General features: G+C 73.9%; 21 protein-coding genes and 1 pseudogene. 15 read left to right on the top strand and 7 right to left on the bottom strand.

The genetic code is table 11. The features are described 5' to 3' along the window. The first annotated feature begins 88 nt into the window (after positions 1-88). The gene (locus tag IF20_RS08650; RefSeq protein ID WP_110943969.1) at positions 89-2449 is read left to right on the top strand and encodes a glycoside hydrolase family 3 N-terminal domain-containing protein; all 2361 of its coding nucleotides are present in this window, start codon (positions 89-91) and stop codon (positions 2447-2449) included. 59 nt (positions 2450-2508) lie between these two features. On the opposite strand, the pseudogene IF20_RS08645 reads toward IF20_RS08650, so the two are convergent. Both IF20_RS08645 and IF20_RS08640 read right to left on the bottom strand, forming a co-directional pair. Continuing rightward, a pseudogene (locus tag IF20_RS08645) lies at positions 2509-2751 on the bottom strand (MerR family transcriptional regulator); the annotation flags it as partial. 119 nt (positions 2752-2870) lie between these two features. Beyond that, entirely contained in the window at positions 2871-4286 is a 1416-nt protein-coding gene (locus IF20_RS08640) for an RICIN domain-containing protein (protein WP_052864392.1), read from the bottom strand. A gap of 275 nt (positions 4287-4561) precedes the next feature. Between IF20_RS08640 and IF20_RS08635 the strand changes: the two genes are divergently transcribed. From IF20_RS08635 to IF20_RS39040, 4 genes are all read left to right on the top strand, one after another. Beyond that, positions 4562-6148, top strand: a complete 1587-nt coding sequence (locus IF20_RS08635; protein ID WP_052864391.1) for a phage tail sheath family protein — start codon at positions 4562-4564, stop codon at positions 6146-6148. 104 nt (positions 6149-6252) lie between these two features. Beyond that, complete coding sequence (locus tag IF20_RS08630; RefSeq protein WP_052864390.1) at positions 6253-6696, top strand: phage tail protein; 444 nt, start codon at positions 6253-6255, stop codon at positions 6694-6696. Beyond that, positions 6696-7214, top strand: coding sequence for a hypothetical protein (locus tag IF20_RS08625; RefSeq protein ID WP_052864389.1), 519 nt, complete (start codon positions 6696-6698; stop codon positions 7212-7214). Before IF20_RS08630 ends, IF20_RS08625 begins: the two co-directional genes overlap by 1 nt. Next, positions 7211-7369 carry a DUF6760 family protein gene (locus IF20_RS39040; RefSeq protein WP_199896531.1) on the top strand — a complete coding sequence of 53 codons (159 nt, stop codon included), beginning with the start codon at positions 7211-7213 and terminating at the stop codon, positions 7367-7369. Before IF20_RS08625 ends, IF20_RS39040 begins: the two co-directional genes overlap by 4 nt. Positions 7370-8540: 1171 nt before the next feature. Here the strand turns inward: IF20_RS39040 and IF20_RS08615 are convergent. The 4 genes from IF20_RS08615 to IF20_RS39030 all read right to left on the bottom strand — a co-directional run bounded on the left by IF20_RS08615 (position 8541) and on the right by IF20_RS39030 (position 10496). Beyond that, positions 8541-9059, bottom strand: coding sequence for a hypothetical protein (locus tag IF20_RS08615; protein WP_199896530.1), 519 nt, complete (start codon positions 9057-9059; stop codon positions 8541-8543). 192 nt (positions 9060-9251) lie between these two features. Next, the gene (locus IF20_RS08610) at positions 9252-9572 is read right to left on the bottom strand and encodes a hypothetical protein (RefSeq protein WP_052864386.1); all 321 of its coding nucleotides are present in this window, start codon (positions 9570-9572) and stop codon (positions 9252-9254) included. A 303-nt stretch (positions 9573-9875) separates the two neighbouring features. Next, positions 9876-10061, bottom strand: a complete 186-nt coding sequence (locus tag IF20_RS39035; RefSeq protein WP_052864385.1) for a hypothetical protein — start codon at positions 10059-10061, stop codon at positions 9876-9878. Between the two features lie 144 nt (positions 10062-10205). After that, the gene (locus IF20_RS39030; protein ID WP_199896529.1) at positions 10206-10496 is read right to left on the bottom strand and encodes a hypothetical protein; all 291 of its coding nucleotides are present in this window, start codon (positions 10494-10496) and stop codon (positions 10206-10208) included. A 368-nt stretch (positions 10497-10864) separates the two neighbouring features. On the opposite strand from IF20_RS39030, the gene IF20_RS08595 reads away from it, so the two are divergent. Genes IF20_RS08595 through IF20_RS08565 form a run of 7 tightly spaced genes read left to right on the top strand, consistent with a single transcriptional unit; the run spans position 10865 to position 18343 of the window. Further along, the gene (locus tag IF20_RS08595; protein WP_030613525.1) at positions 10865-11302 is read left to right on the top strand and encodes a phage tail protein; all 438 of its coding nucleotides are present in this window, start codon (positions 10865-10867) and stop codon (positions 11300-11302) included. Continuing rightward, a complete protein-coding gene (locus IF20_RS08590; protein WP_052864383.1) occupies positions 11303-12028 on the top strand; it encodes a CIS tube protein in 726 nt (241 codons plus the stop codon). Continuing rightward, positions 12028-13923: a VgrG-related protein gene (locus IF20_RS08585; RefSeq protein WP_052864382.1), complete on the top strand. Its 1896-nt coding sequence runs from the start codon at positions 12028-12030 to the stop codon at positions 13921-13923. The genes IF20_RS08590 and IF20_RS08585 overlap by 1 nt, the downstream gene beginning before the upstream one ends. Positions 13924-13978: 55 nt before the next feature. After that, complete coding sequence (locus tag IF20_RS08580; RefSeq protein ID WP_052864381.1) at positions 13979-14461, top strand: GPW/gp25 family protein; 483 nt, start codon at positions 13979-13981, stop codon at positions 14459-14461. After that, the gene (locus IF20_RS08575; protein WP_052864380.1) at positions 14461-16419 is read left to right on the top strand and encodes a putative baseplate assembly protein; all 1959 of its coding nucleotides are present in this window, start codon (positions 14461-14463) and stop codon (positions 16417-16419) included. Before IF20_RS08580 ends, IF20_RS08575 begins: the two co-directional genes overlap by 1 nt. Continuing rightward, entirely contained in the window at positions 16416-16985 is a 570-nt protein-coding gene (locus IF20_RS08570) for a phage tail protein (RefSeq protein WP_052864379.1), read from the top strand. The genes IF20_RS08575 and IF20_RS08570 overlap by 4 nt, the downstream gene beginning before the upstream one ends. Continuing rightward, on the top strand, positions 16982-18343 hold the full coding sequence (locus tag IF20_RS08565; protein ID WP_110943968.1) for a zinc ribbon domain-containing protein: 1362 nt from the start codon (positions 16982-16984) through the stop codon (positions 18341-18343). Before IF20_RS08570 ends, IF20_RS08565 begins: the two co-directional genes overlap by 4 nt. Positions 18344-18394: 51 nt before the next feature. On the opposite strand, the gene IF20_RS08560 is transcribed toward IF20_RS08565, so the two are convergent. Then, entirely contained in the window at positions 18395-21241 is a 2847-nt protein-coding gene (locus tag IF20_RS08560; RefSeq protein ID WP_234426575.1) for a helix-turn-helix transcriptional regulator, read from the bottom strand. A 204-nt stretch (positions 21242-21445) separates the two neighbouring features. Here IF20_RS08560 and IF20_RS08555 point away from each other — a divergent pair, with 204 nt between their 5' ends. The 3 genes from IF20_RS08555 (at position 21446) to IF20_RS08545 (ending at position 24933) form a co-directional block, all read left to right on the top strand. Further along, positions 21446-22090: a helix-turn-helix transcriptional regulator gene (locus tag IF20_RS08555; protein WP_052864378.1), complete on the top strand. Its 645-nt coding sequence runs from the start codon at positions 21446-21448 to the stop codon at positions 22088-22090. Between the two features lie 135 nt (positions 22091-22225). Next, a complete protein-coding gene (locus IF20_RS08550) occupies positions 22226-22870 on the top strand; it encodes a DUF4255 domain-containing protein (protein WP_052864521.1) in 645 nt (214 codons plus the stop codon). Further along, positions 22867-24933 (top strand): ATP-binding protein, encoded by a 2067-nt coding sequence (locus IF20_RS08545; RefSeq protein WP_052864377.1) that lies wholly within the window; start codon positions 22867-22869, stop codon positions 24931-24933. Before IF20_RS08550 ends, IF20_RS08545 begins: the two co-directional genes overlap by 4 nt. Positions 24934-24975: the final 42 nt, after the last annotated feature.

Below are 24975 nucleotides of genomic sequence, written 5' to 3'. Positions count from 1 at the left end.
GACCCGCCCGTCACCAGATTTTAACGTCCATTCACCTTCTGAATTCGGGGCGGCGATGAGGCCTGCCCATTGCCGAAGAGGTGAACTCATGCAGGGGATGCGACGACGCACGCTTCTGAGTGCGGCCGGTGGTACGGCCGTCGCCGGCGGGCTCCTCGGAGCGGGGAGCGCGCAGGCCGCCGCCCCGGCCGCAGGAGGCACGGCCGCGGCGGACGCGGCGCAGGGAGCCGCGGCCGACGGCCCCCGGGCGTCCGGGCCGTACGACCGGAAGATCCGGGAGCTGCTGGGCCGGATGACGGTCGACGAGAAGTTCGGCCAGCTCCAGCAGCTGCCGTGGACCTGGGACACCGGCCCCGGCGGCGGGGAGACCAAGGCGGTCGAGGACGCGGCCCGCAAGGGCAGGCTCGGCTCCGTCTTCAGCATCTTCGGCGCGAAGACCACCAACGCCCTGCAGAAGATCGCCGTCGAGGAGTCCCGGCTCGGCATCCCGCTGGTCTTCGGCCTGGACGTGATCCACGGCATGTGGACCAACTTCCCGATCCCGCTCGCCCAGGCGGCGAGCTTCGACCCCGAGGTCACCGCCGTCGACGCCGAGGTGTCCGCGAAGGAGGCCCGCTCCAGCGGCGTGCACTGGACCTTCGCGCCCATGATGGACGTCACCCACGAGCCGCGCTGGGGCCGCATCGCGGAGGGCAACGGCGAGGACCCGTACCTCACCTCCGCGTTCGCCGCCGCCAAGGTACGCGGCTACCAGGGTAAGGACGCCAAGGGTGCCAAGGACGCCAAGGACGCCAAGGGCCTCAAGGACAAGGACCGGCTGGCCGCCTGCGCCAAGCACTTCGTCGCGTACGGCGGCGCGGAGGGCGGCCGCGACTACAACACGGTGGACGTCTCCGAGTCACGGCTGCGCAACCTCTACCTGCCGCCGTTCAAGGCCGCGCTGGACGCCGGCGCGGCGACCGTGATGGCCTCGTTCAACACGATCAGCGGCGTCCCCGCGCACGGCAACCCCCACACCCTCACCGAGATCCTCAAGGACGAGTGGGGCTTCGACGGCCTGGTGGTCAGCGACTTCACCGGCGTCCAGGAACTCATCGCGCACGGCTTCGCCGAGGACGGCGCGGACGCGGCGCGGCTCTCCCTGAACGCCGGCGTCGACATGGAGATGACCAGCACGCACTTCGTCGAGAACGGCAGGAAGCTGCTGCGCGCCGGGAAGATCGAGCAGAGCCGGCTGGACGACGCGGTGTACCGGGTGCTCCAGCTGAAGTTCCAGCTGGGTCTCTTCGATCACCCCTACGTCGAGGAGAAGGACGAGATCACCGAGCCGTCGGCCGCCGCCCGCAAGGCGGCCCGCGCGGCAGCCGCCCGCTCCATGGTGCTGCTCAAGAACGAGAAGTCGGTGCTGCCGCTGTCCGCAGGGGCCTCCTCCATCGCGGTGGTCGGCCCGTTCGGCGACTCCGACGATCTCCTCGGTACCTGGGTGATCCCGGCGTCTCAGGAGAAGTTCCCCGCGGTGAAGGTGGTGGACGCGGTCAAGAAGGCCGCGCCGAAGGCGAAGGTCACGTACGCCAAGGGGGTGGACGCCGCGGGCGAGGACACCGCCGGCATCCCCGCTGCGGTGGCCGCCGCCAAGGCCGCCGACGTGACCGTGGTGGTCGTCGGCGAGCCCCCGTCGATCAGCGGCGAGGCCGCGGCGCGCAGCGACATCTCGCTGCCGGGCGCGCAGGAGAAGCTGGTCGAGGCGGTCGCGGCCACGGGCAAGCCGTTCGTGGTGGTCCTCGTCAACGGCCGCCCGCTGACCCTGGGCGGCTGGCTGGCGAAGGCTCCCGCTGTACTGGAAGCCTGGCACCCGGGTACCGAGGCCGGGCACGCCATCGCGGACGTCCTCTTCGGCACCGTGAACCCCGGCGGGAAGCTCCCGGTCTCCTTCCCCCGCACGGTCGGCCAGATCCCGATCCACTACAACCACGAGTCCACCGGGCGGCCGTACGACCCGGACAACAAGTACACGTCCAAGTACCTGGACCTGCCCGAAGGACCGCAGTTCGGCTTCGGCCACGGACTCAGCTACACCGAGTTCACTCTCGGCGCGCCCCGGCTCAGCCGCCCCCGCGTCGCCGCGCAAGCGCTGCGCAAGGGTGACACGCTGGAGGTCTCCGTCTCCGTACGGAACATTGGGAAGCGGGCCGGCGACGAGGTCGTGCAGCTCTACGTGCACGACAAGGCCGCCTCGATCACCCAGCCGGTCCGCCGGCTCCGCGGCTTCCGCCGGGTGACCCTCGAACCGGGCGAGCAGACCACGGTGCGCTTCCGCCTCGGCGCCGAGGACCTGGGCTTCTGGACCAACGACACCCGAGGCCGCTTCCTCCTGGAGCCGGGCGCCTTCGACCTCTACGTGGGCACCAGCTCCGCCGCCAAGGAAAAGGTCACCCTGACGGTCACCTGACCACCGTCCGGCCGTGCGGCACGGACCACGGCCTCATCCCACGTCCATATTCCACGTCCTCATCGCGGTGCGGTGGCCCCCGCGCCGTTCCGCACCGCGTCGAGGTACTCGGCCAGCGCGTCCCGGTTGCGGGTCAGGCACCCGATGCGGTCGGTCATGCGGCCCTTCTCCCGCTCCAGCGTGGCGAGCATCTCCGGCGTGGCATCGGAGAAGTGGATGTCCCGCGGCTTGTCCAGGCACGGAAGGACCTGCTTGATGATCCGTGTGGGCAGCCCGGCGTCCAGCAGCCCCCGTACCTGCAACCTGGACCGGGCCCTCGAACACGTCGTCAGCCACCCCGGAGTGTGGCTGACGACGAGCGATGAGATCGCGGAGCACTACACCCGGCACCACGCGTAGCCGCGCGCCGGGGCGGTGCGGACTAGTGGGGCGTGAAGAGCCACTGGTGGTTGTTCTGGTCCTCCGCCTGGCAGTGCCAGACGCTCAGGTTGCGGTCGTCGTTGTCCCTGTCCTGCGAGTCCAGGCACATGTTGCCGCTGGCGAAGTTGTGGATCCACCAGCGGTTCTCCGTCCGCTTCTCGACCCACCACAGCTGGTTGTCGTCCTTCGAGCCGTCGCACCGCCACTCGTCCACGCGTGTCGCAGCCGGGGCCCCGCCCTTGCCGGGCAGGTCCATGCAGAGGTTGTCCTTGACGTTGCGGATGGTGAAGAGCGCCGCGCCGTTCGGGCCGCCGTGGTCGAACTTCTTGTCCAGGGTCCACAGCTGGTTGTCGTCCGGGCTGTTGTTGCAGTTCGACTGGTGGACCGGGCCCCCGTCCTTGGCCTCGAACGTGGGGAGGTCGGCGCAGGTCCCGTTCGTGAAGTTCTTGATGAGGATCTTCGTGCGGTTCGCCGGCATGCCGTCGTCGGGCGCGCCGCCCCCGCCCCCGCCCCCGCCCCCGCCGCCGGCCGGCTTGTCGTCGGCGGGCTGCTGCGGCGCCTGGGTCTGCTGCTCCTGCGTCTTCTCCGGCGTGGGCGCCTGCTGCGTCGGCTGGGCCGGGGGCTCCTTCGGGAGCGCCACGCCCGCGTCGTCCGACGGCTTCTCCTGGGCGAGGCTGTTGACGGGCGCCTGATAGGTGAACCACAGGATGAGCCCGGTGATGGTGAGCGCGAGCAGCAGGCCCAGCAGCGTCATCAGCCAGTACGGGAAGACACTGCGCTGCACGTACGTGCCGTCCACCGCCGTCGGCTCGCTGCCCGAGCGCCGGATCGCCAGGCTGTACGGCCGCTGCTGCTTCGTTCCCGCCCAGGTGATCTGCCGCGGCTTGAGCACGGCGTCCACGAAGGCGGCGCGACCGGGCTCGATCTGCACGTTCGCCGGCCGGAGGTCGTACGAGAGCTCGTCGCTGCGGTCACCGCCGGCGATCGACGCGGTGAGCTTGGTGTTGCCGAGATTGTCCACGGCCAGCTTCGGGCGGCCGCGGAACCGGCCCTTGACGGTGTGCGGGACCAGCTCCGCCCGTATCTCCGTGAAGGGCGTGACGGTGACGTTGCCTTCGATGACGGTGGTGGCTTCCGGGTGTTCGGTAGGGACGACCTGGACACCGAAGGGGTGCGGGCCGGCCGCGGCGTCAGGGGTGCGCGGCGGCGCGAAGGTCAGCTCCACCGTCCCCGTCGTCCCCGGGTACAGCCGTACCGATGCGGGCTCCACCGTCGTGTACGGCGCGATGTCGCCGACCGGGACGAAGCGGTACTCGTCGACGACGTCTCCGGTGTTGCGGAGTCTCAGCCGTACGGACGCGGTACTGCCGGGATCCACGGTGGCGGACGAGGGTTCGAGGGAGGTCCAGATGCTCACGCACGCGACGCTACGGCAGGGCCCGACCGCAGGTCACGAGGCCACAGGGCAGGGGTGCTGCCCCTTCGCGCGCGACCGGCTGCCCTGTCGGCCCGGCGGCCGGGTGCCCCGGGGCGCCCGGAAGTGGCCGGCGGCACACCGCGGGGATGTGTGCGGCTGCCCGCTCGGGCAGGCGCGATGCCCTCAAGTAGGTACCGGAGGACGTTTCTTCTCCGGCTGTCGACCCGGAGGGTGAATTCCGGATCCTGTGTCCAGTACCCCGAGGAGAGCAGAGCATGTCGTCGTACCTGTCGCCGGGCGTCTATGTCGAGGAGGTGGCCGGCGGCTCGCGCCCGATCGAGGGGGTGGGCACCTCCGTCGCCGCCTTCGTCGGACTCGCGCCGAGCGGACCACTGAACAAGCCGACACTGGTCACGAACTGGACCCAGTACGTCGCGGAGTTCGGTGAGTTCACCGACGGGTACTACCTGGCGCACTCCGTCTACGGCTTCTTCAACAACGGTGGCTCCGCCGCCTACGTCGTGCGCGTCGGCGGCACCCCGGGCGGCGAGAACGGCCAGGCGCCCGCCGTCGAGCAGGCCGCGGCCCCGGCGGCGCTGCCGCCCGGCGAGCCGCAGCAGCTCGGCACCTTCAAGGTCGCCGCGCTCACGCCCGGCAGCGGCGAAGGCCTCTCCGTCGAGGTCACCGACGCCGAGGGCGAGGGCCCGGCCGAACGCTTCCGGCTGATCGTCAAGGACGGCGGCAAGGCCGCCGAGACCTTCGACGTCACCGCCAAGAAGGGCGGCCGCAACTACGTCGTCACGCAGGTCAAGGACCGCTCCAAGCTGATCTCCGTCCAGGAGGCGGCGCCGGCCGCGCAGCTGGCCCGGCCCGAGAACCAGACCTTGGCCCTGCCCGCGCCGGCCCCCGCGCCCGCCGCGGCCCCGGCTTCCGCCGCCGCGCCGACCGGTCACCCGGGCCCGGCCCAGTACCTCGGCGACTCCGCCGACCGCACCGGCTTCGGTGGCCTGGAGGCGGTCGACGAGATCTCCATGGTGGCCGTGCCCGACCTGATGGCCGCCTACCAGCGCGGGGCGATCGACCTGGAGGCCGTCAAGGCCGTCCAGCTCGGCCTGATCGCGCACTGCGAGCTGATGGGCGACCGCGTCGCCGTCATCGACCCGCCGCCCGGTCTGAACGCCCGCGGCATCCGCGTCTGGCGCCAGGAGACCGCCGGCTACGACTCCAAGTACGCCGCGCTGTACTACCCCTGGATCAAGGTCTTCGACCCGGCCACCGGTGAGTCGAAGACCGTCCCGCCGAGCGGCCACATCGCCGGCATCTGGGCCCGCAACGACTCCGAGCGCGGCGTGCACAAGGCGCCCGCCAACGAGATCGTCCGCGGCGCCGTCGACCTGGAGATGCAGATCACCCGCGGTGAGCAGGACCTGCTCAACCCGATCGGCGTCAACTGCATCCGCGCCTTCCCGGGCCGCGGCATCCGCGTCTGGGGCGCCCGCACCCTCGCCTCCGACCCGGCCTGGCGCTACCTGAACATCCGCCGGTACTTCAACTACCTGGAGGAGTCGATCCTGATCGGCACCCAGTGGGTGGTGTTCGAGCCGAACGACCAGCAGCTGTGGGCGCGGATCCGGCGCAACGTCTCCGCCTTCCTCGTCACCGAGTGGCGCGAGGGTGCCCTCTTCGGCTCCCGGCCGGAGGAGGCCTTCTACGTCAAGTGTGACGCCGAGACCAACCCGCAGGAGTCGGTCGACCTCGGCCGGGTCATCTGCGAGATCGGCATCGCGCCCGTCAAGCCGGCGGAATTCGTGATCTTCCGCCTGGCCCAGTTCTCCAGCGGCAGCGGCGAACTGGAGGAGTAGTCAGCGGTGGGGCGGTGCGCGCACCGCCCCACCCTCCTCCCCTCGCCGCGCACCGCGCGGCCCCTCCCGTCGGTCAGTAATCAGCAAAGGACACCCGACAGTTCATGAGTCTCCAGCCAGGTGACGCGCTCACTTCACACAATTTCGGCCTGCAGATCGACGGTGTGATGGTCGAGTACCTCCAGGAGGTCAGCGGCCTGACCATCGAGCAGGACGTCATCGAGTACCAGCAGGTCTCCGCGCAGGGCAAGCCGGTCACGAAGAAGCTGCCCGGCGTCAAGAAGGCCGGTACCTGCACCGTCGTGCGCGGTATGACCCAGTCCGCGGCGTTCAACCAGTGGATCACCGAGTCGGTGGCGGGCCAGATGGCCACGGCCCGCAAGAACGCCACCATCATGGTGATGGACTACCAGAACAACCCGGTCAAGCGGTACAACATGCGCCAGGCCTGGTGCAGCAAGGTCGACACCAGCACGGTGAAGGCCGGTGAGGCGTCGGCCCTCACCGAGACCGTGACCATCACGTTCGAAGAACTGGTCATCGAGTAATGCGCCGTACCGCTCCCAGGCCGCCGGCCATGGCGGAGCCTGCGGCTTCCGGTCCCGAGACAGGGCCGGAGGCCGCACCGGAGGCGGCCGGGGCCGCGGTCGCCGCTCCGGCGGCCCCGGCCGCCCCCGCCCCGGTCCCGCAACCCACCCTGAGCACCGAGTTCGCCTTCGAGCTGCCGCGCGGCTACGTCGACGAGTCGGGCACCGTGCACCGGCACGGCGTGATGCGCCTGGCGACCGCCAAGGACGAGCTCGTACCGCTGCGGGACCTGCGGGTGCAGGAGAACCCCGCGTACCTCTCGGTGGTGCTGCTCGGCCGGGTCATCACCCGGCTGGGGACGCTGCCGCTGGTGCACGACGGGGTGGTGGAGAACATGTTCGCCTCCGACCTCGCCTTCCTGCAGGACTTCTACCGGCAGATCAACGCCGAGGGCCACACGCGGGCCGGAGTGTCGTGTCCGCACTGTGAGCAGCCGTTCGAGGTCGAACTCGGCGGGAGCCGCCTGGGGGAATCGTGACGTACGCGACCGACCGCATGCATGAGGAGATCGCGTACGTCGCGTACCACTTCCACTGGAGCCACGCGGAGATCCTGGACCTCGAACACCGGGACCGCCGCCGCTATGTGGAGCAGATCGCCACGCTGGTGACGCGCGCGGAGGCGGAACGTTAATGGGAATGCTCGACCGGTTCCGGCGGGACCGGGAGAACGCCGGCACCGCCACGGGTGACGTGCCGGACGGGGAAGCGGCGACGACCGGCCGGACGCAGGGCGCCGCCGAGGACGTGCGGACCGGCCCGGCCGTCGCCGACGCACCGGCCGCGGTGCCGGCCGGTGCCGGCGCGGCGCCGACGGGCCCCGTCGGCCTGCCGCCGATCCAGCGTGCGCTGGGCACTTCGGGGCAGCACACGGTGTCGGCGCCGAACTTCGCCGGCTCGCTGGCGTCCTGGCAGAACCCCGCCTTCATGGGCACGCTCTCGCACGCCGTCCTGGACAGCGCGCCGACGGGCCTGATTCAGGGCGCCCTGACCCCCGCGGTGACGCCCGTCCCGGGCCTGGGCAACCCCGCGCTGTCCCTCCCGGTCGCGCACCCCGAGCCCGCGGACGGGGCCCCGGCCCCGCAGAGCGCTCCCCGAGGCCGCGCTCTCCCGTCCCCGGAAACGTCCGCGACCCCGCCGACCCCTCGCCCCCGGCCGGCCGACGCCACGCCGTCGGTCCAGCGGGCCAGGGGTCCGCGGGTCGTCCCGGTCACGCCGGCCGCATCGGCCGCACCGACGCAGTCGGGGCGCGTATCGGCCTCCGGCGGGCCGTCGTTGACCCGCGCGACGCCCGGCCCGGTGCAGCGACGCCTGCTGCCGTCGTCGGCACCGAGTCGTACGGAGCCGTCGCGTACGAAGCCGAGCCGTACGGAGCCGACGCGTACTGAGTCGACGCGAACGGAGCCGAGCCGTACGGCTTCGGGGCCGGAAGGTGTGACTCCCGCCCCCGCGGCCCCGGCGCCTTCGGAGTCGAGTCGTACCGTCCCGTCCGGGCCGGATGCAGGGGCGGAGACCGCGCCGGTCGCGCCGTCCGCTCCGGTCGCGGGCAGCGCGCCGGGGCCTGTCGCCGAGCCCGGCTCGGCTGCCGGGCCGGTCGGCGAGCCGGGGCCCGCCGTGCAGCGGTCGTCGGCGTCGGCCAGTGGTCCGGCGCTGCCGCCGGTGGCGTCGTCGAAGCGTCCGGCACCGCAGTCGTCGAACCGTCCGGCATCGCAGTCGTCGAACCGTCCCGCTGACCGGTCGTCGGACCGGCCGGTGGCGAAGTCCCCGGAGCGCCCGGCGGCTCAGCCGTCGCCGCGGCCGGCGGTTCAGCGGGCAGCGCAGCGGGACGTGCCGGACGGCGGGGCGGCCTCGCGGCCGGCGCCGAACCCCGGCCCGGCCCGGCGGTCGGTGCCGCTGGGTGAACCGGTGCGGCAGCCCGCACCGGGGCGCACCGCCGCCCGTCCCGCGATGCCCGTGTCGCAGGCACGCCCCGAGCGGTCGTCGGAGCCGTCGAACCCATCGAATCCTTCGAATTCGTCGTCGAAGCCGTCGAAGCCTTCGGAGTCGTCGAAGCCTTCGGAGTCGTCGGGGTCGCCGGCGTCGCCGGAAAACAAGGCGGCGACGCCGCATCGCGCGCCCGTGGCCGAGACGGGCGTTGCGAGTGCTGCCGTCGAGGCGCAGCCGGCCACCGCTCCCGTCCAGCGACACGTGTCGGGCCCCGGCCAGCGGCACGTGCCGGACCCGGCGGCCTCGGAGGCCTCGGCTTCGCCGACTCCCGCGGCTTCGCCTGCCCGCCCCACCAGCGGCGTCGGGCTCGGCAGCCCGGTGCAGAGGGCGACGCGCAAGGAGGCCCCGGGCTCCCGTACCTCCTCTGGTACGCCGTCCGCGAGTGGCACGCCGTCCGCGGGCCCGCGGACGGCCGCGGCCAGGTCGGGTGTACCCGTACGCCGCCCCGGGCTCGGCGCCCCCGTGGGGACGACGAACCCGGCCCCGAAGCCGCCCACCGGGTCGGCAGCTGCCGGCCCTGTTCCCGTCGTTCAGCGGTCGGCCGTGCCGTCCGCTGCGCCCGCGACGGAGCGTACGACTGCGCCCGCGACGGAGCGTACGGCCGCGCCCACGGTGGCGACCACGGCGGAGCGCGCGCAGCGGTCGGAGCCGGCCGAGTCGGGTGCCCCCGTGGAGCGCCCCGTCCAGCGGCGCCGGGCCGATGCCCCGCTCCTCGGCGTGGCGGCGGCGAAGCCACTGTCCACGTCGCAGCCGGTACTCCCGTCGAGCCAGGCACCGAACGCACGGACCGCCTCGACCGCTTCCGCCACATCGACACCGAACGCACCGAACGCATCGAACGCATCGAACACACCGGCCGCGCCGGTCGCGCCCGTGGCGCTGCGTCGCCTCCCCGGCGGCGGTACGGCGGCGGGCGGCGGCAGCGAGCCGAGGAAGACCGTACGGGCAGTGGGTGGTCAGCCCGCGGCAGGCGGTGCCGGAGCGCCGGTCCAGCGTGCCGTGCCGGGCAGCCCCGCGACGGCTCCCGGGAGCGCCCCCTCGCCCGTCTCCGCGACGGGCCCCGTGCCGATTCCCGGAGTGGTGCCCGCGGGGGCGGCGCCCGGACCGGCCCCCTCCGCGGCCCCGCAGGCGCCGGTCCAGCGGTTGACGGTGCGTCAGCCGACGGCCGCGGCCGGCCCGGCCTCGCCGGCCGCCGCCCCGGCGCACCCCGCCTCTCCGGCGCCCCCGGCCCCGGCGGGGCAGCCGGCCGCGCCGTCCGCGCAGGCGTCCCACGCGCCCGCGGCCCGGCAGGCGGGCGACCGGGCGGTCCCGCTGGCCCGGCCGGTGCCGACGCTGCCCATGCAGCTTCCCGTGCAGCGGGCCGCCGCGACCCCTCCGGTGGCGACACCGCCCGTGGCACCTCTGACGGCGCGCCCCATGACGGGACCGGCGACGACGTCACCGGGCACGGCAGCGCGGACAGCGGCACCGCAGGCAGCGGCGCCTCAGCCGGTGGCGCGGCCGGGGACGACGGCGCCGGCCGCGATGCCGGCCGGCGCGGCCCCCGTACCGGCCCCTGTACCGGCCCCTGTACCGGACCACGTACCGGCTCCCGCACCGCCCGCCGCACTCCCGGTGGCGCCGGTGCAGAGGGCGTCGGTGGGCACGACCTCGGCCCCCGCTCCGGCGACCCCGGCCCACCCGACGACGAAGACCTCGCCGTCGACCCCGGCAACGCCCGCGTCCGCCCCCGCACCGTCCCCCTCGTCCGCATCCGGCTCCGACCCCACCCCCACCGTTCAACGGGCCGGGAAGGCCAAGCGGTCGGCGCGGAGCACGTCGCGGCAGGTCGGCGGGGCGTCGCACCGCGGGGCCCGCACGTCGCGGCAGGACGGTGGCGCGCAGGCGCCGGACACCGGCGGGTTCGACGCGCGGGAGCTGACGGACGGGCAGGTCGATGAGTTGACGCACCGGCTCATCGGGCCGCTGACCCGGCTCCTCCGTACCGAGCTCCGGATGGACCGCGAGCGGATCGGGAGGCTGCGCGACCCCCGGCGTTGACCGGACCCGACTCTCACCCCGTACCGCCGCCGTCCGCCGTCCCCGATCCGACACCCCCACCGACCCGCAGAACCCATGAGCCGCACCAGGAAGGCCCGCCCCGATGCCGCAGGACCAGGATCCCGGTTCCACGATCTTCTTCAACCTGACCATCGACGGTGAGAGCCTGGGCGACTTCAACGGCTGCGAGGGGCTGTCCTCGGAGGTCGAGATCGAGCAGCGGCAGGAGGGCGGCAACAACGGCTTCGTCTGGCAGCTGCCCTCCCGCGTGAGCTTCTCGCACATCACGCTGACCCGGCCGCTCACGCCGGACACCGCGAAGGTGGCCGCCTGGGTCTCCTCCGTCACCAGCGGCGTGGTGCGGCCGACCGCGCAGATCGCCGCGCTGCGCGCGGACGGGTCGGTCGTCGCCCGCTGGGGGCTGCTCGACGTCCTGCCGGTCAGCTGGCGCGGGCCGTCCCTGGACCCGGCCAGCCCGGCCGTGGCGACCGAGACGCTGGAGATCGCGCACCACGGCTTCACGGATGCGGGGGCGGCGTAGATGGCGGGCAAGGGCAAGGGCGGCGCGGGCAAGAGCCTGGTGCGGGCGACGCTCGCCATCCACCAGCCGCCGCTCGGTTACAGCACCAAGCCGGGCGGTCTGATCACCACCTTCAACTTCGACTTCAACCCGGCGCAGCTGGCCCTGAGCCGGCGCGCCGAGTGGAAGACCACGCCGACCGCCGCCGTACGCGACGGCGCGCTCCCGGAGTTCATGGGCGCCGCTCCGCGCGAGATGACGGTCGAGGTGTTCCTGGACCGGTCCGGCGAGCCGGACAGCAACGACGTGCGGAAGAACGTGGAGGCGCTGTTCTCCTGCTGTGAGGTGACCTCGGCGAGCATCGCGGCGAAGCAGCCGTCCACGCCGTGGGTGGTGTTCGAGTGGGGGTCGTTCTCGACGGCCCGGTTCACCGCGTACGTCAGTGCCGTGGAGGCGCAGTACACCCTCTTCGGCACCACCGGTGTGCCGATCCGCGCCACGTGCCAGGTGCAGCTGCACGAGATCCCGACGCGGACCGCGGGCCAGAACCCCACCTCCGGCGCGCTCACGGCGCGCCGCGTGCACCGGGTGGTCGCGGGCGACTCGCTGCAGTTCCTCGCCTTCCGCGAGTACGGGGACGCCACTGCCTGGCGGACCATCGCCGAGGCCAACGACATCGACAATCCCGCACAGCTGCGGCCGGGCACCGAACTGGTGCTGCCGGCCGCCGAAGAGGTCGGCTCCTGATGACCCAGATCGGTTACTCCAACGTCTTCCACGCCAAGGTCGGCGGCGCGCCGCTGAAGCCTCAGCACGCCCGGCTGCTCGTCGCGGGCTGGGTGGACTTCGGGGCCGGGGTGCCCGGCGCCTTCCAGCTGACCTTCCGCGACCCGAAGCGGAAGCTGCTCGGCGAGGCGGGCATCAAGATCGGTACCGAGGTCGAGCTGGCGCCGGTCGCCGACGGCCAGGGCGCGCAGTCCGTGCTGCTCACGGGCGAGGTCACGGGGCTGGAGACGGACTACGACGGCACCGGCACCTTCACCGTTGTCCGCGGTTACGACCTCGGCCACCGCATGCTGCGGCAGCGCCGGGTGGCCGGTTACCGCTCCATGACGGCCTCCGACATCGTCCGCAAGCTCGCCGGCCAGGACCGGGTGCCGGTCGGCCGGATCGAGGCCACCACCGCCAAGTACGACTTCCTCACCCAGGCCAACGTCAGTGACTGGGACTTCGCGTGCCGGCTGGCGGACGAGAACGAGCGGGTGCTGTCGCTGAGCTCCAAGGGCAAGCTGCAGTTCCTCAAGGCCGACCCGGCGTCCGGCGCGCCCCCGGTGAGCACGCCGAGCGAGAAGAGCCCGTTCGTCCTGGAGGCGGGCGTGGACATCCTGCGCTGCCGGGCCGCGGTCACCTCGGCCGACCAGGTGAGTTCGGTGGAGGCCCGGGGCTGGGACGTGACGACCAAGCGGGACCTGGTCGGGCGCGCGAGCGGGGCCACGACGCCCGGTGTGTCGATCGGGACCACGCCGGGCCGGGCCGCCTCGGCGTTCGGCGCCAGCACGCTCGTGGAAACCGACACACCGCTCGACAACCAGGCCCAGGTCCGGTACGCGGCGCAGGCCCTCGCGGACGACGTGACGGGGGCCTTCGCCGAGCTGGAGGTGACGGTGCGCGGCAACCCGAAGCTGCGGCCCGGCGTGCCCGTCGCGCTCGCCGACGTGGGGGAGCCCTTCGAAGGCAAGTACACGGTGACCGCGGCCCGCCACTCCTTCGGCGACGGCCGCCACTACGAGACCCTGCTGACCGTCAGCGGCCGGCAGTGGCGCTCCCTGTACGGCCTCGCCTCCGGCGGCGCGAGCCTGCAGCCCCGGCTGCCGAGCGTCGCCAACGCCCTGGTCACGGACGTGAAGGACCCGCTCAAGCAGGGGCGGGTCAAGCTCCGCTTCCCGTGGCTGGACGACAAGTACACCAGCGACTGGGCGCGGACCGTGCAGTTCGGCGGCGTGAAGGGCGGGGGTGTCATCACGCCGGACGTGGGCGACGAGGTACTGGTCGCCTTCGACCGGGGGACCCTGGACCATCCGTATGTGATCGGCGGGCTCTACAACGGGCGGGACAAGCCGGATCCGGTGGACGTGCCGCTGTACGACGGCACGAAGGGCACCATCACCCGGCGTACCGTCGCCGACCGCAGCGGCAACCGCATCGACCTGCTCGACCAGCGCGCCGGCGGCAAGCGCGGCGTCCGGCTGAGCACCGGGGACGACAAGCTGACGGTCAATCTGGACCGTACGAACACCGAGATCACGGTCGACAGCTCCGGCAGCGTCACCATCAAGGGCAGCCGGTCGGTGTCCGTGGAGGCGGGCACGGACCTGGACCTGAGCGCCCGCCGCAATCTGACCATCAAGAGCGGCGGCATGCTCAACATCCAGGGCCGGGGGCTGGTCAACGTCAAGTCCCTCGCCGGCGCGGTCAACGTGGACGCGATGGGCGCGCTGAGCCTCAAGGCCGTGGGCGCCGCGACGCTCAGCGCCGGCGGCACCATCCAGGTCAACTCCGTCGCCAACGTCGGCATCCGCGCCGCCACGCTGATGCTCCAGGGTGTCGTGCTGGTCAACAACAAGCCCTACCCGATCCCGTGACGGCCGAGCGGTTCACCGGGAACGTCACGGAAGAGAGAAGGCAGGTGGCCCACTGATGTCCGGGCAGTTCGTAGGCTCCGGCTGGTCCTTCCCGTTGCGCATCAGCCCGACGGGTGGCATCGCCCTGGTCAGCGGGGAGCGCGAGGTGGAGGAGGCCATGCGGCTCGTGCTGGCCACCGCGCCGGGGGAGCGTCCGATGCGCCCCGAGTTCGGCTGCGCCATCCACGACATGGTCTTCGCGCCGATCAACGAGGCCACCGCGGGCCGCATCCAGCACGAGGTGTACGCCAGCCTCGACCGCTGGGAGCCGCGCATCGAGGTGGACGACGTCACCGTGACGGCCGGCGACGACCAGGGCGTGCTCTACATCGACGTGCGCTACTCGATCCGCGGCACCAACAACCCGCGCAGCCTGGTCTTCCCGTTCTACGTCATCCCCTCGCACGACGAGCCGGCCGCCGCCGGCTCCGCCGACCAGGGCGGCGTGCCCACCACCTCCCTCCGTAAGTCCGACGAGCACATTGGAAGCGACCGCTGATGGCCCTGCCCTCCCCGAACCTCGACGACCGGCGCTTCCAGCAGTTCGTCGACGACGCCAAGCGCTACATCCAGCAGCGCGCCCCGGAGTGGACCGACCACAACGTCTCCGACCCCGGAGTGACGCTGGTGGAGACGGTCGCGCACATGGCCGACCAGGTCGTCTACCGGCTCAACCGGGTGCCGGAGAAGAACCACCTGGCGTTCCTCGACCTGCTCGGCATCACCCTCTTCCCGCCCTCCGCGGCCCGCGCCGACGTGACGTTCTGGCTCTCCGCCCCTCAGGAGCAGCCCGTACGGCTGCCCGTCGGCAGTGAGGTCGCCACCGCGCGCACCGAGAGCGAAGAGGCCGCCGTCTTCGCCACCGAGCACGAACTCACCATCGTGCCGAGCGAGTTGTCGCATCTCGTGGTCCACCCGCAGGACGGCGAGGTGACCGAGCGGACCACGGACCTCGCCGAGGGCAAGGACGTGAACTGCTTCGCCGAGGCCCCGCGCCCCGGCGACCGCATGCTGTTCGGACTGAGCGCCGCCGTACCGCACTGCGCCGTCGTGCTGACTCTGGAGAGCCGCGTCGACGGTGTCGGCGTGGACCCGCGGCAGCCCCCGCTGGTCTGGGAGGCGTGGACCGCGGACGGTTGGGCCGAGTGCGAGGTGGAGCGGGACACCACCGGCGGTCTGAACCGCCCCGGCGAGGTCGTCCTGCACGTGCCCGGCGGACACGTGCTCTCCCGCGCCGGCCGCCGGGAGGCCGGCTGGCTGCGCTGCCGGGTCACCGAGCCCGCCGCCGACCAGCCGTTCTACGCGGTGTCGCCCACCGTTCGGGCGGCCGAGGCGTTCACCATCGGCGGCACCACGAGCGCCGTGCACGCCGACACCGTCCGCGACGAACTCCTCGGCGAGGCCGCCGGGCTGCCCGGCCAGCGACTGAGCCTCGCCCACGCGCCCGTCGTCGGCGACGTGCCGCCGCTGCTCCTCCAGGTCGCCGAGCACGACGGCTGGGTCGACTGGCAGGTCGTCGGGCACTTCGCCGCCTCCGGCCCCGAGGACCGGCACGTCACCCTCGACGCCGCCACCGGCGAGATCGCCTTCGGCCCCGCCGTGCGCGAACCGGACGGCACGCTGCGCCAGTACGGCGCCGTACCGCCCAAGGGCGCCATGATCCGGGCCCGCCGCTACCGCACCGGCGGCGGCAAGACGGGCAACGTCGCGCGCGGCGCCATCCAGGTGCTGCGCGACTCCGTCCCGTACGTCGCCGAGGTCACCAACCGCGAGGCGGCCAGCGGCGGCGTGGACGGCGAGACCGTGGAGGAGGCGAAGGTCCGCGCGCCCATCGCGCTGAGCGCCCAGGACCGGGCCGTCACCCTGCGGGACTACGAGGAACTGGCCCGCCGCGCCGCGCCCGAGACCGCCCGCATCACCTGCCTGGCCGCCGAACCGGACGAACACGGCGCGCACGCCGTACGCGTCCTGGTCATCCCGCAGGCCGTGCCGGACCCGGGCGGCCGGCTCCGCTTCGAGCAGCTCGTGCCCAACGACGCGCTGCTCGGCCGGATCACCCGCTACCTCGACGACCGGCGGCTGATCGGCACCCGGCTCGCCGTGGGCCCGCCGTACTACCAGGGCGTCACCGTCGTCGCGACCCTGCACGCGTTCCGCGGCACCGACACCGACCGGGTCCGCCGGGACGCGCACGACGCGCTCTACCGCCACCTGGACCCGCTGACCGGCGGCGCGCACGGCACCGGCTGGCCCTTCGGGCGGCCGGTGCAGGCCGGCGAGGTCTTCGCGGTCCTCCAGCGGGTGCCCGGTGTCGAGCTCGTCGACCAGGTGCTGCTGCACCCCGCCGACCCGCTGACCGGCAAGCGCGGTGACCCCACCGACCGCATCGCCCTGGATCCGTCCGCGCTGGTCTTCTCCTTCGACCACCGCGTCCGGGTGATCGGGGACGCCTCATGAGGGGATCGGTCGACGGGCTCGCCTCGTCCGTGCCGCTGAGCGCCATGCTGCCCGCCGTCTTCGCCGAGGACGACCTGGCCCAGCGCTTCGTCGCCGGCCTCGACGAGGTACTCGCGCCCATCCACAACGTCCTGGACTGCCTGGACGCCTACTTCACCCCCTCGCTCGCGCCGGTCGACTTCACCCGCTGGCTCGGCGAGTGGATCGGCGCCGCGCCCGACGGCGGCCCGGACCTGCCCGAGGACCCGGCGCAGCTGCGGGCCGCGGTCGCCGCCGCCGTACGGCTGCACCGCATCCGCGGCACCCGGCGCGGCCTGGAGGAGGCCGTCCGGCTCGCCTTCGGAGTGACACCGCAGATCGCCGAGAGCGGCGGCGCCACCTGGGACGCCCGGCCCCTCGGCCCGTTCCCCGGCGGACGCCGCCCGAGCCTGCACGTGAAACTCCAGCTCCCCGACCCCGGCCCGCACGACGAACACCGGCTGGAGCGGCTCGTCGCCGCCGCCCGCCCCGCGCACATGCCCTACACGGTCCAGGTGACCGCAGCCGAAAGGACATCCGACAGGTGACCGAGCACAACTCTGCCTCCTCCGCCGCCGGCGGGCCGGCGGACTGCCCCGAGTGCGGCACCCGTACGGCCCCGGGCCAGTCGTTCTGCGACGGCTGCGGCACGGTACTGGGCTGGAAGCCGCCGAAGCTGGACGCGGGCCGGCCGGGCGCCCCGGGCACGCCCGCCGGGAGCGGCGGCCCCGCTGCCCCGTCCGCCGACACCGTCGGACCCGAGGAGACGACGCTCCGTCAGGACGCCGTCGGCGGCACGGACGCCGCCGCACACCAGGACCCCGCCGGGTCCCGGAGCCCCGTCGACCCGCGGACCGCGGCGGCGTACCCGGGAAGTGCGGCACCCGACGCCCACGCCGAGTCTCAAAGCCCCGCGGCGGCCGCCCCCACGCCCCCCGGTGCCGCCGCCCCCGTCGACCCCGCGCAGGCCGCGCGCGACCAGGCTGCCGCCGACGAGCGGGCCGCCGCCGACGAGCGGGCCCGGGCGCTGCTCATCCCGGTGGCCGACCCCGAGGAGCGGGCGGCGGCGGCACCGGCCGTGGCGCCCGTGCTGCCCGGCCGGCCCGAAGCGGCCCGCCCCGTGGCGCAGGGGCCCGCCGTCGACCCCAATGAGGACGGCGGCCCGCCCTGCCCGTGGTGCCACACCGGCAACCGCCCCGACCGCCACTTCTGCCGGCGGTGCGCCATGTCGCTCGCCGCTAGCCCGGAGGCTCCGGTCCGGCTGCCGTGGTGGCGCCGGATATTCGACCGCCGCAACCGGCCGGCACCCTGGGCCGGTTCCCGCCCGCGCCTCCGCCGGGACCTGGGCTCCATCGTGACCTGGGCGTTCCGTCTGATCGTGGTCGGCCTGGTGGTCTTCGGACTCTTCAACATCGGTACCGCGATCGACGCCGTACGCGATCACTTCGCCAAGCGGGCGCAGGTCTCCCCGGAGGACTGGGCGGCGTCCCGCTCCTTCGACGACCACGGCCCGGACCTGGTCGGCGACAAGTTCAACAACACCTGGTGGGGGCCGGGCGTCTCCGGGTCGGCCGAGGGGGAGTGGGTCGAGGCGCGGTTCCACGACCCGGTCCGGCTGCTCGACCTGATGATCACTCCCGGCATTTCGAAGGACCCCGCCGACCTCACCAAGGCCGCCCTGCCGCACCGGATCGACGCCCTGGTGACCACGGCGAAGGGGGAGCACTTCACCCGGACCATCAACCTCGACCAGGGCAGTGGCGCGCAGCGCGTCCCCTTCCGTGTCGGTGAGATCAGTTCCGTACGGTTCACGGTGCGGTCCGCCTACGGAACGGGCGAGAAGAAGCAGGTCTCGATCTCCGAGATCGAGTTCTTCCGGCGCTCCCAGTCGTCGTCGACGTCGTGAGCCGCGCCGGCCGGGGCCCGGCCCCGGCCGGCACCCGCGCGCGCCGACGCCTCATCCCGCACGCCGGTCGCCGTTCTCCCCGGCCCCGTCGTCGGCCAGCGCGTCCCGCAGGGCGGTGCGGCGTCTTATGCCCAGTTTGCGATAGGTGCTGGTCAGATGGGTTTCCACGGTGCGGCGGGCGAGGTGCAGCAGGCCGGCGATCTCGTCGTTCGTGCGGCCGTCGGCGGCGAGCGCGGCGATCCGGCGCTCGCTGTCGGTGAGGGCGCCGGCGCCGGTGTGCCGGGCGGGCCCGCGCCGGGCGCCGCTGTCGCGCAGCGCCTGCTCGGCCTCGGCGAGGAGGCGTGCGGCGCCCATGTGGTCGGCGGTGGCGGCGGCCTCCCGCAGCAGGGGGCGGGCCCGGCGCGGGTGGCCGGCGGCGGCGAGCTGACGGCCGTGCGTGATCAGCGCCGGGACCAGTTCGAGGTCCAGCCCCCGTGGCGGACCGGCGTCCGCCGTCCGCTCCCCGGCGTCCGGTGCCGGCGTCGGAGCGCCGTCCCGCAGGACGGTGACGGCCTGTCCGGTGAGCTCCAGGCCGTGCCGGCCGCCCGTGGCGGCGCCCAGTACGCGCAGCGCCCGGCCCACCACGCGCGGGGTGTCCCAGATGGCCGCCAGCCGGTACTCCTCCTCGGCGAGCGGCAGCGCCTCCTCCGGCCGGCCGAGCGCCAGGTGGCATTCGGCGGCGGCCGAACGCCACGGGGAGACGGCCGGGCTGAGGATGTCCCGGGCCGACTGCCGCCGGCCGCAGTCGAGGAAGTCGTCCAGGGCGCCCACCTGATCCCCCTCCGCGGCGCGCAGCACACCGCGCGCGTAGAGGAAGCGGTTCAACTGCCAGCCGTCGGTCGACTCGTCGACGTGCACGTCCGCGGCGATGCTGCGGGCGTCCGCCAGCTGTCCGGAGCGGACCAGCGAAATGACGGTGTGCGCCCGGATGTTGGTGGGCGCAGCGCGCCCGGCGGGCACCCCCGCCGGCCGCCCGTCGGGATAGGCCTCCGCCGCGAAACGGCCGCGCGCCGCATCGGTGTCCGCACGCGTGTTGAGGAGCGCGTGGTGGGCCGGGTGCAGGGGCGAGAGACGTTGGGTCAGCCCGTCCCGTACGTACCGGTCGGCGTCCTCCAGCGCGTCCGCCCACTGGGCGACCGTGGAGGCCGCGCTCATCCGGTACGGCAGCAGCAGCCGGTCCTCGGGCGCCGCGACGAACTCCCGTATCCGCTCCATCGCCACCTCGGCCGACAGCATGCCGGCCGCCGCCTCGTACCGCACCAGCAGCGTGTGCACGGCCGGGCTGAGCGCGGTGGGCCGCCGCTGCGCCGTCTCCCGCAGCCGCTGGTGCACCTCGCGCCGGATGTCCCGGTCGTGGTCGGAGAGCAGGGCCGCCGCGGTCTGCACCGTACGGGCCAGCACCGGGTCGTCCTGGTCGTCGATGCCCCGCAGCACATCGAAGGCGGCCCGCGCCTCGCCGCGGTGGACGAGCGCGGTGCCCAGCGTGACCGCCGTCAGCACCCGTTCCCTGGGCGCCTGCTGGAGGCGGAGCGCCTCGGTCAGCCGGGGCACCCCCGCCGACCGTACGGTGGCGAACTCCAGCGCGCCGAGCCGGGTCAGCACCTCGGCACGGCGCTCGCGCGGCATCGGGGTGTCCAGCGCGCCACGCAAGTAGGCGGCGGCATCGTCGTTCCGGCCCGCACGCGTGGCCTCCGTCGCCGCGTCCAGCAGGATGTCGGTGACCCAGCCCACGCCTTCCGGGTGCGCCCGCAGCAGGTGCCAGGCCACCGCCTCCGCGCGGTCGCCCCGCCGGTACCGGTACGCCGCGGCCCGCCGGTGCACCGCGAGCCGGTCCTCCTCCGGCCAGCCGTCCAGCACCGCGCCGCGCAGCAGGGGGTGGGCGAAGAGCGGGCCGCCGTGCCCCGGATCGCGGCGCAGCAGGCCCAGCCGGGTCATCGCGGTGAGCCAGCCCGCGACCCGGGCGGCGCCCGCGCCGCTCGCCTCGGCCAGCAACGCATCGGTGATCTGGGCGTTGCCGTCGCCCGCCTCCTCCAGCTCGGCCAGGGCACGGGCCACGGCGGCGGTCTCGGGCCCGGCGCTGTCCAGCCACCACAGCACGGCGGCCGCGTAGGCCCCCGGGTAGAGGTCGGCGGAGCTGTCGGGCAGCGCGACCCCGTCCCGGCCGCCGTCGGGCACGACCGTACGCAGGTCGTCCAGCAGGGCGTGCAGGAGCAGCGGCAGGCCGGCGCCGGCGCGGACGCAGCCGTCCACCCAGGCGTCGGTCGCGTCCGCGCCGAAGGCCTCGCGGACCAGCGTCGCCGACGCGTCCGGGGACAGCGGTGCCGGCGCGTGCGCGCGCAGCAGCGCGGGCGACAGGGCGTGCGCCAGGCCGTGGCCGGGCGGCGCGATGTCGTACTGGACGCGCTCGCTCGCCACGAGCAGCACGGGCAGCTCGGCGAGCCGGCGGGCGGCCTCGGCCAGCCAGCGCCGCGAGGCGGAGTCGGCGAGGTGCACGTTGTCCACGGTCAGCAGCAGCGGCGAGGCGGACGCGTACGAGCGCAGCAGCCGCCACAGTCGGGCCGGCAGGCCGTCCTGGCGCGAGGGCCGGTGCGCGTCCTCGTCCAGCCCCGCGCACGGCGGCGGGTCGAGCAGCTGCAGTACGGGGCCGAGCGCGGTGCCGGCGCTCTCGGCGGAACATTCTGCCCGCAGGACCCGCATCCCGTGGTCCGTTCCGTGCTGTGCCGCGGCGTCCAGAAGGGCACTGCGGCCCGCCCCTGTGGGCCCGCGGAACAGCAGTAGCCGTCCCGTACCGGCCCGGGCGCGGGCGGCTTCGGCGGACAACAGGCCGAGCGCGGTCTCGCGTTCGAGAAGTGCGGTCACAGGTATCGACCGCCGCTGATCTCGTGGTTCGTCTCGTGGTCGGCCACGATTGCGGCCCGTACGGCGCCGGCCGCAGGCTGGACGGTGTGCGTACCGCTCACGGCGCGGGGCCTGACCGAAAGGGCACCCGACCGACGAGCGCACAGGCACGGAGAAGCACGTACCCACTGCAGCGTACGTACCGCAGGGCAAGCACGTAAGGGAATGTTTGTGCACGTTCGGACCAGGGTCCCGGTCGTCGTCCACGCGTCGGATCCGCTCTCCCACGCGGGGGCCGTCAGCCAGCTGCGTGCGCAGCCGGAGGTCGAGCTCGTCGACGACACGACGTCACCCCTCCCGGAGGGCTCGGTGGCGGTGCTGCTCACCGAGAAACTGGACGAAACGGCACTGGCGCGGCTGCGCAGGCTCGTACGGACAGACGGCTCCCGGGCCGTTTTGGTTACCGAGCTGATCCGGGAAGCGGAGTTGCTGCAGGTGATCGAGTGCGGCGTCGGCACCATCGTGTGGCGGCGCGAGGCCACCGGGAACCGGCTCCTGAAGGCGATCCTCGCCGCGGCCAGGGGAGACGGTGATCTCCCCTCCGACCTGCTCGGACGGCTGATAAGCCAGATAGGCAGCATGCAGCGGAACGCGGCCGGGCCGGCCGACTTCCCCACTTCCGGCCTCACCGCGCGTGAGGTCGACGTGCTCCGGCTGGTCGCCGAGGGCCTGGGCACCGGTGAGATCGCTGGCAAGCTCTCGTACTCCGAACGCACCGTCAAAAACGTGATGCACGGTCTGACGACCCGGTTGCACCTTCGCAATCGGGCCCACGCCGTGGCGTTTGCTCTCCGTGAAGGCTACATCTGACGGTTCGGACGTCCGTCAAGGGCCCCCGGGGCATCGTTGGGTGCCCCGTGTGCGGCCCCGGAACGGCTGCCGGCACCGGCCCCCGCGGACGACGATGGGGCGAGCACGAACACGCGGCAAGTGAAGGGCACGACCGTGATCCACGAGGTGGACGAGGTACTCAAGGGGCTGCTGACCGGCGGTGCGCTGGCGAGCTCCGGCGTCGAGATCGCCTTCGAAGCGCCCACCCGGGACTGGGCGGCCCGGCGCAACGGCCCGGTGGTCGACGCCTACCTCTACGACATCCGCGAGGACGTCCAGCGGCGCCAGCGCGGCACGGTACCGGTACGCGACGAGCAGGGAGCCGTGCGGTCCCGGCGGCAGCCGCCGCGCTGGTTCCGGCTGGCCTACCTCGTCACCGCCTGGACCAAGCGCCCGCAGGACGAGCACCGGCTGCTCTCCGCGGTGCTCGCCACCCTGATGCCGCACGAGACCCTGTCGCCCGACCAGCTGACCGGTCCGCTCGCGGAGCTCGGCCTGACCGTCCCGCTGACCGTCGCCGGCGCGGGCGCCGAGGCCCGCTCCATGGCCGACGTCTGGTCCGCGCTCGGCGGTGAGCTGAAGCCGTCGCTTGACGTCGTCCTCACCGTGCCGTTCCCCGCGTACCCCGAATACGACGCGGGCCCGCCGGTCACCGAAGGCGCGGCGGTGCGCGTCCGCGGCATCGACGGCTCCTACGACGACAACCTCGAACGCGCGCACCGGCCCAGCCACCTGGCCGCCGGAGGGGCCGCGCAGTGAGCACGTCCGCCACCACCGACGCACCGTCAGTTCCGTCCGCCGATCCGCTGCTCGCCCGCCTCGCCCGGCTGCGCGAGCGCGTGACGCTGCTGGTCGACGCGCGCCGCGCCACCGATCCGACCGCCGACGACCCGCTGCGCGGGCTGTACCTCTCCGAGGACGCGATCCAGCACCTGCTGCGCACCGGCGAGGCACCGGTCCCGGACCGGGACGCCGAGCCGGCCCCGCTCGCGGACGCACCGGAATCCTCGGCAGCCACCGCGGACGACCGGCTGCGTCGGCTCGCCGACCGCCTGGGCCTCACCGAGCTGGACACCCGCATCCTGCTCGTCGCCCTCGCCCCCGACCTCGACCGCGGCTTCGAGCCGCTCTACGGCTACCTCAACGACGACGTGAGCCGCCGCCGGGCGACCACCGGGCTGGCGCTGGACCTGTGCGGGGTGCCGCCGCACGCCGCGGCGGCGCGCGCCAGGCTCCACCCCTCCGCACCGCTCCAGGCGCTGGGCCTGCTCACCGTCGAGGAGCCGGAGCGCCCCTTCCTCAGCCGCGGCCTGCGCGTCCCCGACCGCGTCCTGGCCCACCTCCTGGGCGACGACACCCCGGACGCCGAACTCGCCGGCAGCGTCCGGACGCCGGCCGCCGCGCCCGAGCACGGCCCGCTCGCCCGCAAGCTGGCCGAGCGGCTGGCGCGCGGACCGCTCACCGTCCACCTGCGCGAACACCGCGCCGGCGACGGCTCGGCCTGCGCCGTGGCCGCGCTGCACGCCGCCGGGCTCGGCGCGCTCCACCTCACCCCGGAGGACGGGGCGCCGTACGCGGAACTGCTGCGGGAGGCGCGGCTGACCGGCCGCGCGATCGTCGTGCCGGCCCTTCCCGAGCAGCCGCGCACCCTGCTGCGCGCACTGGCCGCCGACGACGTCACCGTGCTCCTGGCCGACCCCCGCCCGTACGACCCCCGGTGGTCCGACGGCGGCCGCGACCCGCTGGTCCTGGACGTGCCCCGGCAGCGCGCGGGTGACGTGGCGGCCTGGACCGCGGCCCTCGAAGCCGCCGGCGGCCACCCGGCCCCCTCCGAGAACGCCGGAAGCCTCGCCACGGAGCCGGAGTTCGACCTCGCGCCGGTCGTCGCCGCCTACCGGCTCGGGGACGCCGCCGTCCGCCGGGCCGCCCGGACCGCGGTGGCGCTGGCGGAGTTCGACGGCACCCCGCTGACCGCCGCGCACCTGCGCCTCGCGGCGCGCCGGCAGTCCGCCTCCGGCCTGGAGCAGCACGCCCGCCGCATCAGCCCCGAGGTCGGCTGGGACGATCTCGTGCTGCCCGACACCCAGTTGACCGCGCTGCGCGAGCTGACCCGGCGGGCTCGCCACCGCGACCGGGTGCTCGGCGACTGGCGGCTGAGCGCCGGCGGTGGGCGTGGACGCGGCGTTCTGGGCCTGTTCGCCGGCGACTCCGGTACCGGCAAGACGCTCTCCGCCGAGGTGGTCGCCGCCGACCTGGGCCTTGACCTCTACGTCGTCCAGCTCTCCTCCGTCGTCGACAAGTACGTCGGGGAGACGGAGAAGAACCTGGAGCGGATCTTCGCCGAGGCCGACCGCACCGACGCCGTGCTGCTCTTCGACGAGGCCGACGCCGTGTTCGGCAAGCGCTCGGAGGTCAAGGAGGCCGGCGACCGGTACGCGAACATGGAGAGCGCCTACCTCCTCCAGCGGCTGGAGTCCTTCGACGGCATCGCGCTGCTCACCACCAACCTGCGCGCCAACATCGACGAGGCGTTCACCCGCCGGCTGGACCTGGTCGTCGACTTCCCGTTCCCGGCCCCCGACCAGCGCCTCGCCCTGTGGCGGCACAGCCTGAAGCACGTGCCCTGCGCCGAGGACATCGATCCGGGCCCGTGTGCCCGGGAGTTCGAGCTGGCCGGCGGCGCCATCCGCAGCGCCGTGGTCACCGCGGCCTACGCGGCGGCCGAGCGGGGCGGTCCGGTGCACAACGACGACCTGCTGGAGGGGGCGCGCCGGGAGTACCGCAAGGCGGGCCGGCTGGTGCTGGACGACGTCACTTGGTGACGGCCGGACGGGCGTGATCAAGCCGTTCCCGCGGGGCCGGGA

The organism is Streptomyces niger (assembly GCF_000718305.1).
Classification (GTDB): domain Bacteria; phylum Actinomycetota; class Actinomycetes; order Streptomycetales; family Streptomycetaceae; genus Streptomyces; species Streptomyces niger.
Note: the sequence above shows the minus strand (reverse complement) of the source record. Positions and strands in the feature narration are given on the sequence as shown.

Excerpts from the sequence above, each read along its gene's own strand:
- IF20_RS08625 (WP_052864389.1), top strand. The coding sequence starts at position 6,696 with ATGCGCCGTACCGCTCCCAGGCCGCCGGCCATGGCGGAGCCTGCGGCT.
- IF20_RS08650 (WP_110943969.1), top strand. The coding sequence starts at position 89 with ATGCAGGGGATGCGACGACGCACGCTTCTGAGTGCGGCCGGTGGTACG.
- IF20_RS08630 (WP_052864390.1), top strand. The coding sequence starts at position 6,253 with ATGAGTCTCCAGCCAGGTGACGCGCTCACTTCACACAATTTCGGCCTG.
- IF20_RS08555 (WP_052864378.1), top strand. The coding sequence starts at position 21,446 with ATGTTTGTGCACGTTCGGACCAGGGTCCCGGTCGTCGTCCACGCGTCG.
- IF20_RS08585 (WP_052864382.1), top strand. The coding sequence starts at position 12,028 with ATGACCCAGATCGGTTACTCCAACGTCTTCCACGCCAAGGTCGGCGGC.
- IF20_RS08580 (WP_052864381.1), top strand. The coding sequence starts at position 13,979 with ATGTCCGGGCAGTTCGTAGGCTCCGGCTGGTCCTTCCCGTTGCGCATC.
- IF20_RS39035 (WP_052864385.1), bottom strand. The coding sequence starts at position 10,061 with ATGGGCAGCGTCGGCACCGGCCGGGCCAGCGGGACCGCCCGGTCGCCC.
- IF20_RS08590 (WP_052864383.1), top strand. The coding sequence starts at position 11,303 with ATGGCGGGCAAGGGCAAGGGCGGCGCGGGCAAGAGCCTGGTGCGGGCG.
- IF20_RS08595 (WP_030613525.1), top strand. The coding sequence starts at position 10,865 with ATGCCGCAGGACCAGGATCCCGGTTCCACGATCTTCTTCAACCTGACC.
- IF20_RS08570 (WP_052864379.1), top strand. The coding sequence starts at position 16,416 with ATGAGGGGATCGGTCGACGGGCTCGCCTCGTCCGTGCCGCTGAGCGCC.
- IF20_RS08575 (WP_052864380.1), top strand. The coding sequence starts at position 14,461 with ATGGCCCTGCCCTCCCCGAACCTCGACGACCGGCGCTTCCAGCAGTTC.
- IF20_RS08635 (WP_052864391.1), top strand. The coding sequence starts at position 4,562 with ATGTCGTCGTACCTGTCGCCGGGCGTCTATGTCGAGGAGGTGGCCGGC.